Origin of the sequence: Pseudoalteromonas sp. SR43-7 (assembly GCF_014163785.1) — a bacterium.
GTDB lineage: Bacteria > Pseudomonadota > Gammaproteobacteria > Enterobacterales > Alteromonadaceae > Pseudoalteromonas > Pseudoalteromonas distincta.
In genome coordinates this window covers 36,842-49,374 of the sequence record NZ_JACJDY010000009.1, presented here as the reverse complement: position 1 = coordinate 49,374, position 12,533 = coordinate 36,842, and the positions used below count along the sequence as shown (strand labels likewise).

Annotated in this window: 12 protein-coding genes; 3 read left to right on the top strand and 9 right to left on the bottom strand. The window is 39.1% G+C overall.

Features of this window, described 5'->3' with window-relative positions:
* Window positions 1–459: 459 nt before the first annotated feature.
* The 3 genes from H5087_RS08655 to H5087_RS08645 all read left to right on the top strand — a co-directional run bounded on the left by H5087_RS08655 (window position 460) and on the right by H5087_RS08645 (window position 4,468).
* On the top strand, window positions 460–1,785 hold the full coding sequence (locus tag H5087_RS08655; RefSeq protein WP_182671760.1) for a PAS domain-containing methyl-accepting chemotaxis protein: 1,326 nt from the start codon (window positions 460–462) through the stop codon (window positions 1,783–1,785).
* A 286-nt stretch (window positions 1,786–2,071) separates the two neighbouring features.
* On the top strand, window positions 2,072–3,142 hold the full coding sequence (locus H5087_RS08650) for a hypothetical protein (protein ID WP_182671759.1): 1,071 nt from the start codon (window positions 2,072–2,074) through the stop codon (window positions 3,140–3,142).
* Window positions 3,143–3,406: 264 nt separating this feature from the next.
* On the top strand, window positions 3,407–4,468 hold the full coding sequence (locus H5087_RS08645; protein WP_182671758.1) for a hypothetical protein: 1,062 nt from the start codon (window positions 3,407–3,409) through the stop codon (window positions 4,466–4,468).
* 82 nt (window positions 4,469–4,550) lie between these two features.
* Here the strand turns inward: H5087_RS08645 and ttcA are convergent, their stop codons facing one another.
* The 9 genes from ttcA to H5087_RS08600 all read right to left on the bottom strand — a co-directional run bounded on the left by ttcA (window position 4,551) and on the right by H5087_RS08600 (window position 12,532).
* Window positions 4,551–5,465, bottom strand: coding sequence for a tRNA 2-thiocytidine(32) synthetase TtcA (ttcA, locus tag H5087_RS08640; RefSeq protein ID WP_002963067.1), 915 nt, complete (start codon window positions 5,463–5,465; stop codon window positions 4,551–4,553).
* 153 nt (window positions 5,466–5,618) lie between these two features.
* Window positions 5,619–6,551 (bottom strand): universal stress protein UspE, encoded by a 933-nt coding sequence (gene uspE, locus H5087_RS08635; protein WP_182671757.1) that lies wholly within the window; start codon window positions 6,549–6,551, stop codon window positions 5,619–5,621.
* Window positions 6,552–6,654: 103 nt separating this feature from the next.
* Complete coding sequence (locus H5087_RS08630; protein ID WP_002963069.1) at window positions 6,655–7,392, bottom strand: FNR family transcription factor; 738 nt, start codon at window positions 7,390–7,392, stop codon at window positions 6,655–6,657.
* A 70-nt stretch (window positions 7,393–7,462) separates the two neighbouring features.
* Window positions 7,463–8,134 (bottom strand): sulfite exporter TauE/SafE family protein, encoded by a 672-nt coding sequence (locus H5087_RS08625; protein ID WP_182671756.1) that lies wholly within the window; start codon window positions 8,132–8,134, stop codon window positions 7,463–7,465.
* Window positions 8,127–8,294 carry a cbb3-type cytochrome oxidase assembly protein CcoS gene (gene ccoS, locus H5087_RS08620; RefSeq protein ID WP_002963071.1) on the bottom strand — a complete coding sequence of 56 codons (168 nt, stop codon included), beginning with the start codon at window positions 8,292–8,294 and terminating at the stop codon, window positions 8,127–8,129. Before ccoS ends, H5087_RS08625 begins: the two co-directional genes overlap by 8 nt.
* Entirely contained in the window at window positions 8,291–10,666 is a 2,376-nt protein-coding gene (locus tag H5087_RS08615) for a heavy metal translocating P-type ATPase (protein WP_182671755.1), read from the bottom strand. The genes ccoS and H5087_RS08615 overlap by 4 nt, the downstream gene beginning before the upstream one ends.
* A gap of 8 nt (window positions 10,667–10,674) precedes the next feature.
* Window positions 10,675–11,166: a FixH family protein gene (locus H5087_RS08610; RefSeq protein WP_182671754.1), complete on the bottom strand. Its 492-nt coding sequence runs from the start codon at window positions 11,164–11,166 to the stop codon at window positions 10,675–10,677.
* A 149-nt stretch (window positions 11,167–11,315) separates the two neighbouring features.
* On the bottom strand, window positions 11,316–12,350 hold the full coding sequence (gene ccoP / locus H5087_RS08605) for a cytochrome-c oxidase, cbb3-type subunit III (RefSeq protein ID WP_039490091.1): 1,035 nt from the start codon (window positions 12,348–12,350) through the stop codon (window positions 11,316–11,318).
* The gene (locus H5087_RS08600) at window positions 12,347–12,532 is read right to left on the bottom strand and encodes a CcoQ/FixQ family Cbb3-type cytochrome c oxidase assembly chaperone (protein WP_024597380.1); all 186 of its coding nucleotides are present in this window, start codon (window positions 12,530–12,532) and stop codon (window positions 12,347–12,349) included. The genes ccoP and H5087_RS08600 overlap by 4 nt, the downstream gene beginning before the upstream one ends.
* Window position 12,533: the final 1 nt, after the last annotated feature.

Sequence of the window (12,533 nt, the reverse complement as noted above, 5' to 3'; positions counted from 1 at the left end):
TAATAATTTAGCTTCAAACTGCTTGTTATTTATCGCGTTATTATAAATGTCTTCTATACTAAAGTTAATTTTATATTGAATGTATTCGGGCGTGTTGATCTTTGGTGGGTGAATTTGCAGTAGTGTGTTTGGTTTTTAGGCAAGGCAGAGCCTATGTAGTGTGGTATTTCCCATAAATAGGCGATAACGTAGTATAAATACCAAACATACGCTGCCCTTTGGGTTCTTTCTAGGGACGATTAACTCTTTGTTGCCTACATGGATGTAGGTAAGGGGCGTGAGCAGGACGCGGAAGCTTTGCTCGGTTTTTACTTATTCTTACATGGATGTAAGCCATTAGAATAACGCAGGAGCAGTTATCGAGCCCACTAGGTTACAAACCTCGCGCCGTGATTTAATCGCCCCTAGATTGAACAAATTTCAATCCACAAAGGTCAACACGCCCAATTAAGGATATTAATGTTTTTTTCTAAAAATAAGCAAAATGAAATAGCCTCTTTAAAAGCAGAACTCTATCCGTTACAACAAGTGTGGGAAGGGCTTTACCGAGAGATGTTAGTACTGAACATTCTCTACGATGGCAGAATTTCGCACGCCAATGATAGGTTTTTAGAAAACTTAGGCTACAACGAAGACGATCTTACTAATAACTCTTTTGATGATTTTATTACTGAGTCATCTCGTCAATCTGTCGAATTTAAAAGCCTACAGCAAGCTATAAAAAAAGAAGGACATTGGGGCGGTGCATTACAAATTGCGCGCGGTGATGGTAAAGCTGAATGGTTACGTTTAATAGTACATCCTGTAAAAGGGGAGCAAGATCAGTTGCTCTATTTTTCTATATTCGGGAGTGTGCTTACAAAAACAATTACGGCTTCCCGCGAGCAAAGCGACACTATCAAAGCGATATATCGCTCTATGGCAGTAATTGAATTTGATTTAGAAGGCCATGTTTTAAAAGCAAATGAGCAGTTTTTATCAGCAATGGGTTATCAAGAAAGTGAATTAATAGGAAAACACCATCGCACATTTTGTGAAGCTTCAGAGTATAATTCCCAAGAGTATCAACAGTTTTGGGCTAAATTAAGAGAAGGACAGTTTATAGCGGAGCGCTTTAAGCGTGTTGATAAATACGGCAATGTTGTATGGTTAGAAGCGTCATATAACCCAATCTCAAATGACGCGAATGAGCTTTATAAAGTAATGAAGTTTGCAACAGTTATTACAGAGCAAGTAAATCAAGAAATTGCGATATCTAAGGCTGCCGAAATTGCTTATAGCACCTCAACCCAAACGGATAAAAAAGCAGAGCAAGGCGCGAGCGTTATACAAGATACGGTTGCAGTAATGACCGAGCTGGCTATTAACATGGAGCAAGCGGCAAGTGAAATTTCAGCGCTTGATCAGCAGTCGCAACAAATATCGAGTATTGTACAAAGTATTAGTAGTATTGCAGAGCAAACCAATTTGTTAGCATTAAATGCCGCAATTGAAGCGGCTAGAGCTGGCGAGCAAGGTCGAGGCTTTGCTGTGGTTGCAGACGAGGTTCGACTGCTTGCATCTCGTACATCAAAAGCAACAGAAGAAATAGTAGAAGTAGTACAGCGTAACCAATCACAAACCCAAAATACGGTGGCTGTAATAGAAAAAGGTAAAGAAAAAGCAGAGCAAGGTTTAGCACTATCTAAAGAGTCGGGTGATGTGATGCAGGAAATTCAGCAAGGCGCACAAGAAGTTGTAAATGCGATTGGGCAATTTACCAGTGAACTCAAAGCTAACGGCTAGATTAGTTACGTCCTTATTCTAAAGCGGGCACCTTTACCGGTACCCGCTCAACCTAACCCCCCTCAATATTACTCTCGAAACATCCCTGATAATTTTAAATTTAACAACTATTCTTTATTAACCCATTAAATAACAAGTAATAAGTTTCTTCATCTCTATAAATGATAATAAATTGTTGCATTTTTGTTCTTTGTTCCTAATACTGATGAACGCCAAGGCTGACAAGCCCTAGTATGAATACCTTAAATGATAATAAAATATTACGTACACAACATTAAGGAATTGTATGAACAACACTAAGCGCACACACACATTAATTAAACCAAGTCACCTAATTGGTGCTGGGCTTGCTATGCTAATGAGCTTTTCTGCTGCGAGTAAAGACTACAAAATTATATTAATTCACGGGTTACAAACTTCGCAAATAACCAATAAGTCGGGTAGTGATGTAATTAATGACGGTGAAACATATTGGCAATCGTACTGGAATAATCGTGCAGATGAGCGAATTGATTGGCCTGCTTATGAGCGAATTGAAGGTAAAATTGCTACCGATTGGGTGTGGCCAAAGTTAAAGCAAATTTCACGCTCTAATTTATGCAGTGATGGCTGTGTATTTGTAACACATTCAACAGGCGACTTAGTTGCACGCCATATTATTGATAACCAAGAAAACTGGTTAGAAAACGCAGGCTTACAGCCGCTTAATATTGTTGCGACGTTTGATTTAGCAGGCGCGGGCGGTGGAAGTGAGCTGGCTGATGTAGCAGTTAGTGCTTTAACTGGCGCATCATGGAACTTTGCGGTCGATGCAGCACTCAAATGGTGGCTAGGGAGCGATGTAACCGAAGCTGTTGGTGTATTACACGATTTAAAAGTGAATAATGCCCGTAAAATATCGCCATTTCCTGATGCACGTACACCTAGATTACGCTTTGTGGCAGATGGTAATGCGTATTTAGGTTTAACAGGTGGATTTTTAAAAGGTAATGATGATTCGGTTGTAGCATCGCACTCTTCATGTGGTGCAAGTTCGGCTGGCTCGTTTGGAAGTTGTAGCAGCAGTATTGATACAGATGGCCATTTAAAATCGCAAGGTGATGCTGTTAGTAGCTTTATGCCAAATCATTATCCAATGATGATGAGTGACAGTTATAGCCATAACGAAATACATAACGCGCAGCGTAAAGGTAATGTCACAATAGCCATGAATAACGTAAATGTTGAAGGTAATAACGTAGGGTTTAATACGTTTGATAAAACTACAGGTAGTTGGTTTTGGAAAAAACAATATCGTTATATTAGGGATTCAAATAATTTAAGTGCATCAGCACTTATTTATAATGTGATTCCATAACATAGAAGGCGTGTAGTTATACCAATCTGCATAAATCTTTGATCAATTTAACGAATTAAATTCCACTATAACGTCGTTAAAAATTTTTTATTTACGACTGCATGGATGCAGGAGGTAGAGCAATGCAGGGAGCAATTGCCGAGAACAACTAGATACAAAAATTTTTGCCTAGTTCTAGCGTAATTTTCTTGACGTTAAATAGACCCATATATAAGCAGATTGGTATTAAAAACTATACGCCTTATAAAAGATTGAAATATAAAAATGAAAAAATTTTATGTCGTTGCTTTAATTATTAGCACTATTTTATTCTCGCTATGGTTTACTGGTAAAAATGATGCTCATAAAGTTGCTGAGCCAATAAAACCACAGATTAAACACAGCGCGAACGCACCTGACTTATCGCCTGTAAAAGTGATCCCTATAGATGTGCCTAAAGCTAAAAAACCACAATCAAAAAAGCAAATTGCGTTTAATGAAGACCTAACAAAAGCAGCGCAGCAAGTGGTGATGCAATACGAAAGTGCACTTAAGTTTCCTCCTTATTCTCAACCTTTAAGTCCTTTAGATGAAGATCGATTAAAGCCAAATCAGTTTTATCCTGTGTCGAGCCCCATAGGTGAAAGCGGCGATGCTTTAACGGTAAGCCTCAAACAATATCGTTTTGTATATCCAGAAGAAATAACAATAAAGGTAAGCGCTCAAGGGCTTGGTAAAGTGGTCATTGAACTTGCAAATACTGATACAAAGGAAGTATTAAATACCCATACGGGCAATGCGCGTGAAGGTGAGGCAATTATTACATTTAAAGAAGATGAAGATTACCCTCGTAGTTTGCAAGTGTATGTGCAGGGCGATGTTGACGGCAAAAAAGTACCCGTAGTTGCGCAAATTCAATATATGCCGCCAAGTGCTACTTTGACAGGTTTTGAAATAGCTTATGCTCAAAATGAAAACATGATTATGCCAGCTAATTTAACGGTGATAAAAAGTGGTTTGTATCGTGTTAGGGCGAATTTATATAGTGGTGATACACCACTTGCTCATTTGGTATCTAAGGAACGCTTAACACAAGGGAGCCAAACCGTAGACTTAAAAGCTCATTGGTCAGTATTACCTAAGGGCGTTACCGATATGCGCTTAAGTGACTTTGTAATAGAAAGAATGTCGCCAAGCCCAGGTGAGCGTAACAGCTTTGGGAATAGTGAAATAAGCCATTTTGATATAAACGATTTCTCGTACGACAGTTTACAGCAGTTGCCGTATCAGACTAATGCACAAGAAAAGTTAAGTTTAGAGTTTTTACAAGGCCTAGCTGAGAGTTAAAAAGACAACGTAAGGCTGAATTGGTAAATTTAAGGGGGTTGTACATAAATACAACCCCCTTAAATTTGTTAGCCTAGATATGTTAGCTTAAATTTATAGTAACTACACTTGGCGCTTCTTGTTCATCAAGCTCATTAGTAACAGGCACTTTAGGAATGTCTGGCTTATCAAGAGCTATATCGCCACCATCAATGACTTCACCGGTTTGTAAGTTTTTAAAATCAAACAAATCAGCATCAGCTAAGTGTGAAGGCACGACGTTTTGCATTGCTGTAAAAATACTCTCAATACGGCCTGGGTGCTCAGCATCCCATTTAGCGAGCATTGCTTTTGTATGTTTACGCTGTAGGTTTTCTTGCGAACCACATAGGTTACACGGAATAATTGGATAACCTTGTGCAAATGCGTATTGGCTTATATCGCTTTCTTTGCAGTATGCAAGTGGGCGAATAACCATATGCTCGCCGTTATCACTCATTAATTTAGCCGGCATACTTTTTAGTTTTCCACCGTAAAACATATTTAAAAACAACGTTTCAATCATGTCGTCACGATGGTGGCCAAGGGCTATTTTAGTTGCGCCTAACTCATTTGCTGTGCGGTATAAAATACCACGACGCAGTCGTGAGCAAAGTGAACAGGTTGTTTTACCTTCAGGAATAATGTCAGTAACAATGCTGTAGGTATCTTCTTCTACAATTTTGTATTCTACATTTAATTTATCAAGATACTGGGGTAAAACGTGCTCAGGAAACCCTGGTTGTTTTTGATCTAGGTTTACAACAACGAGATCAAACTTTATAGGTGCTACACGTTTTAAATGTTGAAGCATTTCAAGCATTGTGTAGCTGTCTTTGCCACCTGATAAACACACCATTATACGGTCACCTTCTTCAATCATATTGAAGTCCATAACGGCTTGACCAGTTTGGCGACGTAAACGCTTTTGTAGCTTATTTAAGTTAAATTGAGCTTTAGCTTGATCTGAGTGTGACAATTACGCCCCCTAGTAAAACAATACAGCAAAGTTATTTGCTAAAAATAAAGGGGCGTATTATACCCAAACCACCTGAATATGCGAGTTTAGGATGTAATTAAACACGGTATTTTTAGCAAGTAATATCCAGTTTGTTACTTGCTAAATTTTTAATTAATCTAGTTTCTTTGCCATCGGGCTTACGTAACCATCGGGCTTAAGTGCTAGTACATCGCAGTCAAGGCTATCAATTACATGCTCTGCTGTATTACCTACTAAAGCGGCACTTAAGCCTGTACGACCAACGGTACCAATAACAACTAATTCGCTATTTAACCGCTTAGCTACATCAGGGATTACATCCTCTGGTAGGCCTTCTTCAATAAAACATTGCTCTTGGCTTAAATTAAACTCAGCAGCAAGTGCATTGGTTGATTCAATGTGGTGTTTTTTAACTGATTCGTTATAAAGTCCAGGGTTAAACTCAGGAATTTCAATTGCTATATTTATGGGCGTTGCAGGATAAGCATTAACTAAATTAAGTTTTGCGTTGGCAAGTTCACATAAAAATTGTGCGTCTTTAATTACCCGTTTATTAAGTGCTACATGTTCTTCGTTTTCACTAACCGCATTCACAGCAGCTAAAATATTACCGTTTTCTGGCCATGCCATTTCTTTAACAAACAACACCGGGGCAGGGCATTTTCGTACTAAATGCCAGTCGGTAGGGGTGAAAATAACGGATTTAAGTGCACCATGTTGATGTGTGCCTTTAATTACTAAATCGTACTTTTGATCAATTACAGTATCGATTATGGCTTCATAAGGACGGTTATGCCAAACCACTTGGGTGTCAATATTTATATCTTTGTAAGGTGAAACCAAATCTTTAAGCCATAGCTGGCGATCTTTTAGTACGGCATCACGCATTGCTTCGCGTTCATCGCCAGATAGCATCGTTGTCATTTCATAAGAGAAGTCGTAAACCGTCATAAAGGCGGTAATACTTGCGCCAGATTTTTTGGCTAAGTCTATTGAACGTGATAAACCGTGTTGCTCGTCTTTGGTAGGGTCAATAACCGCAATAATGCGTTTAATAGTGTTCATATGCTACTCCATTTGCCTAACGGGTGTACAATTAGTGTAACGCAAATATAAAACAGTTAAAGGGGTAGCATATAAATTGTTGTTCTAAATCAAACTATTTAATTTAGCGAGGCTTAACGATTGCTGCCGTTTTAGCTAAGGCATCATTATCTAAAATTGTAATAAATTTACCTTCTACTTTTATTAAGTCGGCTTTTTGAAAACGGCTTAATAAACGGCTAATGGTCTCTACGGTAAGGCCTAAGTAGTTACCTATTTCACCGCGAGTCATGGTAAATCTAAATTCTTTGCGTGAAAAACCACGTTCACCAAAACGCTCTGACAGGTTATAAATAAAACTAGCTAAGCGTTCTTCTGCTGATTTTTTATTGAGTAATAACAGCATTTCTTGATCGTATGTAATTTCGCTGCTCATCAAGCGCATTATTTGTTGACGAAGTTTTGGTAATTTACCAGCAAGTTCGTCAAGGGTATCGAATGGTATTTCGCACACCATTGACGTTTCAAGTGCTTGTGAAAAACTCTGGTGCGCCATTTTGCTTATCGCGTCAAAGCCTACTAAGTCACCCGCTAAATGAAACCCGGTTATTTGCTCATCACCTTGCTCTGATAATGTGTACGATTTAAATGAGCCAGAGCGTACAGCATAAATCGCCTGTAAAGGTGCGCCTGATTCAAATAGATAATCGCCTTTATGGAGTGGTTTTTTTCGCTCAATAATTTCGTCTAGCTTATCCATTTCTTGGCCATTGAGAGAAAATGGCAAGCACAATTGACTAATACTGCAGTTATTACAGCTAATAGCACAATTACCTTTAGCGCGACTTTGAGAGAAATCCATAATTTAATCCGTTTAAATTTTTATACACACGACTGCAAAATAACCATAAAAGGTTAATACTGCGAATAGGTTATTGTATCAGCTTGTCAGTTGCAATTATCAATAAGTAGATACCATACCAGATTATAACACTGCCCAATACAATTCGGGTCCAAGGGTGGTTAATAATACTATTTAGTTTTTGTGCGGTAACGCCTAACGTGATCATTGCGGGGAAAGTACCCAAAGCAAAACAAAGCATCACTAAAGCACCGTCTAGGGCACTTGGGCTAGTCATCGCCCATGTAAGTGCTGAGTAAACAAGTCCACATGGAAGCCATCCCCACAAAGCACCGTAACCTAGGGCTTTAAATGGTGAGTTAATAGGCATTAAGTATTTATTTAGCTTAACAATGTGTTGCCACACTAAGGTTTTACCAATTTTTTCTAACCATTGCAACGTAGGGCCTAAGCGCATTATATACACGCCGACAAGGAGCATAAAAATAGCTGCAATGAATGAAAGTGCTAAAGAAAAAGATGTGTTTTGCCTAGCAAATTGGCTGCTAATACCAGCAACAAGTGCACCTGCTGCCATGTAGCTCAGTGCACGTCCGGTATTATAGGCAAATGAATAGGTGAATGCTTTGCGTTTATCACTTGCCAGTTGTAATGAGCTTGCAATACCGCCGCACATGGCAATGCAATGACCGCTACCTATTAGCCCCATTAAAAATGCGCTGGTGTAAAGAGGGTCAATCATTACTTTTGTTATGTTGCTCTTTGTCGTCTTCAAACAAAATACTATGACCTTGCTTATTTAAATCAGAAAACTGCTCACTTTTTACGGCCCAAAAGAAAACGCCTATAGCAATAATGACAAACAAAATGGCAATGGGGATCAAAATGTAAATTATGCTCATAACTTTAATAGCCTTAGTGAATTACTAATCACAATAATTGAGCTGGCAGACATGCCAATAACAGCCATCCACGGAGCGACTAAGCCCAGCGCTGCCAATGGTAATATGGATGCATTATACAATAAAGACAGTGCAAGGTTTTGCTTAATAATTCGTCTGGTTTGTTTTGCCACATTGAGTAAATGATCAATTGAAGCTAAATCGCTATTAAGGAGCACTACATCGGCGCTATTTTTTGATATGTCAGCACCGGTTTCCATAGCAATAGATAAATGTGCACTGGCAAATACAGGGCTGTCGTTTACGCCATCGCCGACCATTGCAACTACTTCGTTTTGTGACGCCCATTGTTCAACAGCTGTTTGTTTATCTTGTGGCGAACACCCAGATTGCACACTTTCAAGGTTAAGTTGTTTAGCTACTTTTTGCCCAGCATCTGACGCGTCACCGGTTAACATATGACACGTTAAGTTTTGCGATTGAAGTGAGTCTATAAGCTTTTTAGCATCGTTTTTTACTTTATCAATAAAGTAAAAACGTGCAACAACCTGCTTATTTATATACAAGCTTGCTTGTGCATTTGATTTTTTGCTATCAAACCAACCACTTTTACCAATTGCATAATGATTAGTTGCATCTTGTGCGCTAATTCCCAGACCTGGATGCACTTCAACGTTATTAAGATTGTGGTGAGCAGGAGTAATTTCATCAAATGCGCTGGCTATAGGGTGCTCAGAATAACGCTCTAACATAGCTGCCATATCTAGCACTTGCGCTTTTGTGTATTGCTTATCGAGTATATCTACTTCATCTAGGCTAAATTTACCTTGAGTAAGTGTGCCTGTTTTATCAAAGGCAAATAACGTAATTTGTGAGAGTGTTTCGAGCACATGCGCTTGTTTTATTAATACGCCTTTACGGGTCAAGGTTGCAACCGCGCATGTAAGTGCGGTTGGTATGGCTAAACTCAGGGCACATGGGCAGGTAGCAACTAAAACCGAAATGGTGATCCAAAATGCGTGTTCAGGGTCAATTTGGTACCAGCCAATAGCTGTAAGTGAAGCAAATATAAGCAGGCACGCTATAAACCATTGCGCAACTTTATCTGTAATTTCAACCAGTTTAGGGCGTTTAGTTAATGCGTTGTGTTGCAAGCGGATAATTTGATTTAAAAGCGTATTTTGGCCAATTTTATTGATTTTTATTTCAATAACACCGTCATGGTTAACGCAACCGGCGTAGACATTGTGGCCGATAAATTTTGTAACGGGTTGGTGTTCGCCCGTCATCATTGATTCATCAACCGTAGTTTTACCCTTTATAAGTTCGCCGTCGGCAGGGATTGTTTCACCCGCTTTAATGAGTACTACGTCATTAAGTTTTAGTTTTTTGGCTGCAATTATAAGTTCTTCACCACTTTCGTTAATGGTGCGGGCTGTTAATGGCAATAATTTTTGTAAGTTGGCAGTAAATTCGCTCGCTTTTAAACGCGCTCTAAATTCAAGGTACTTACCTAATAAAAGTAAAAAGGTAAACATGCACACAGACTCAAAATATACTTCGCCGACTTGCATAAATGTGGCGTAACAACTTGCGCCAAACGCACCAAAAATAGCCAGCGATACCGGTAAATCCATATTGAGCTGTTTTGCTTTTAAGCCATTTATGGCGTTGGTTAAAAAGGGCAGTGCGCTATATAAAATAACCGGAGAGGCAAGTACTAAGCTGATCCATCTAAAATACTGCTCAAAATTGCTGTCCATCCCGGAGAACATGCCAAAGTACATGGCAAACGCAAACATCATAACTTGCATGGTCATTAAGCCTGCAACACCTAAGCGGCGAATATAGGCTTTGGCAGTTTGTTGCTTTTGTTGAGCTTCAATATCTGATTGAAATGGGTAGGCTTTATAACCAATTTTGGCAAGTGCGGTAATAATTTCACTCAATGGGGTGTTGGTTTTATCCCATTGGATCATCGCGCGGTTGGTGGATGTATTTACATCAACCCGTTTTACAGTCTTTAAGTTTAAGAGTTGTTTTTCGATAAGCCATGCACACGCTGCGCAGGTTATACCTTCAACACTCAACAATACCTCTGAGATATTGTCGTTAGTAGCTATAAATTCGTCTTGAATATCTTCGTTGTCATAACTTTTTATAAATGCGAGTTGCTCAGGTATCAGTTGCTCAACCTTGCCTGCGCGAACAGTTCGGTATTTATAATAATCAGTCATACCTTGATCAACAATATTTTGCGCAACTGCTTGGCAGCCAATGCAACACATTGGCTGGGCTATATCGTCAATTATAACGTTTGCGCTAAATCCGTTTGGCACACTTTCAAGGCAATGAAAGCAAGAGTGAGACATAGTGATGATTACTTATAGTTAGGAGTAACTAAAACGGTTTCAGCCGTCGGTAGAACAATGTTTTCTTTTAGTTTCCAGCTGCCATCAATTGGCTCAATAAATACAGAATATGCACCTGGCGTATACTTATCAAGTAATTCAGTAAATTCTTGATTGGCATTAGGTGTAAGTGTGGCCTCAAAGTCATGCGCTTTAATAGTCCGGTGGTAAAACGAAAGTTTTAAAACATGTACGTTGCTACTGTCACCTTTTGTAAACTTAAAGCTTACACGCTCGTTGGTAACATTTAATTCGCCATGTAAGTAAAGTGCTTTTGCTTTTTCAAACTTAGTCAGTTCTAAGTTTATTGCTTTGCCTTTTTTGTAGTAGTCGTCAACAACCATATCTGGGCCGTTACCTATTGCCGTAATAAATAAGCTAATACAGCCAATAATGGCAACTAACGGAAAAAAGATTAAAAACCAAGGCCAAAAATTTTTATACCACGGAGTAGGTTGCATAGTGTCTCTAAAATTAGTTTAGGAAGCGTTATTTTATAGGAATTATACGTAAAAGACTAAAAAAAAGCCTCCGACTGGAGGCTTTTTTGATCTGGATTAATCTATTGAATTAAATAAATTAATTTATAAACATTTTATTAACCGCGTGCTTATTTATCTTGCGATAAACTGTAAACGTAGGCTGTTAATAAGTGAATCTTATCTTCACCTAAAATGTCTTTCCAAGCAGGCATTACACCAGCACGGCCGTGGTTAAGCGTTTCTTCAACAGCACGTTGAGAACCACCGTATAACCATATGTTATCAGTCAGGTTAGGCGCGCCAAATGGTAGGTTGTGTGCAACCGACCCTTTACCGTCAGCACCGTGACATGCAGCACACATAGCAAACTTAGCTTTACCTGCGGCTGCATCTTTTTGGTTAACAGTACGACCAGAAAGGCTCAACACATGTGCTGTCATTTCTTTAACGCCTTGCTCACCAAGAGCATCGCCCCAAGCTGGCATTGCAGCTATACGACCATTAAGCAGTGTTTCTCTAATTTTGTCTGGTGTACCGCCATATAACCAATCTTTATCAGTTAGGTTAGGGAAGCCTGTTCCACCACGTGCATCAGAGCCGTGACATTGCGCACAGTTTTGTGAGAATAAACGCTGACCAATTTCGATGGCTAATTGACCATCTGTTTGTTCATGTTTGTCACCATTTTCAAGAGCAACTTGCTGCGCTGCGTCACCTTCAAACTTAGAATTAACTAAATCTAAAACCGGCACTTGTGCAAGTCGATTAAAAATAGGACCAAAGCGTTCTTCTGCAGCTTCATACTCTTTATCAAGTTTAACAAAACGACCTTCTGCTTTGGCCTCTGCAACTGCTTTTTTAGATTCAGCTAAAGACGTAATACCTTGATTAGAGCTAGTCCATTTACCTAAACCTTCCCAGTTGCCTAAACCTGGGTAAGCTGCAAGGTAATATACTGACCAAATAAAAGTTGCGAAAAACATGTAAGTCCACCATTTTGGTAGTGGATTATTTAGCTCTTCAATGCCGTCAAATTCATGTCCACAGCTTTCACCTTCTTTTACGCCAGCATAGTTTTTTAAGTTCCAAACTAATAGGCCAAAGATGATGCATAAGCATGCAAGGGTTAATACAATAACCCAAATACTCCAAAAGCTAGTCATTTTTCAGACTCCTTTTCCTCGTTAGAGAGTGTGTTGTTATGTTTTTTTTCATCTTCGAAAATGGCATTAGCAGCGCTATCAAAACGATTTTTGCTACGCTTGCTGTATGCCCATACAACAATCACAATAAACAATACTAAAATTACCAGAGTCAAAATGCCTCTGTATGTTCCGTAATCCATA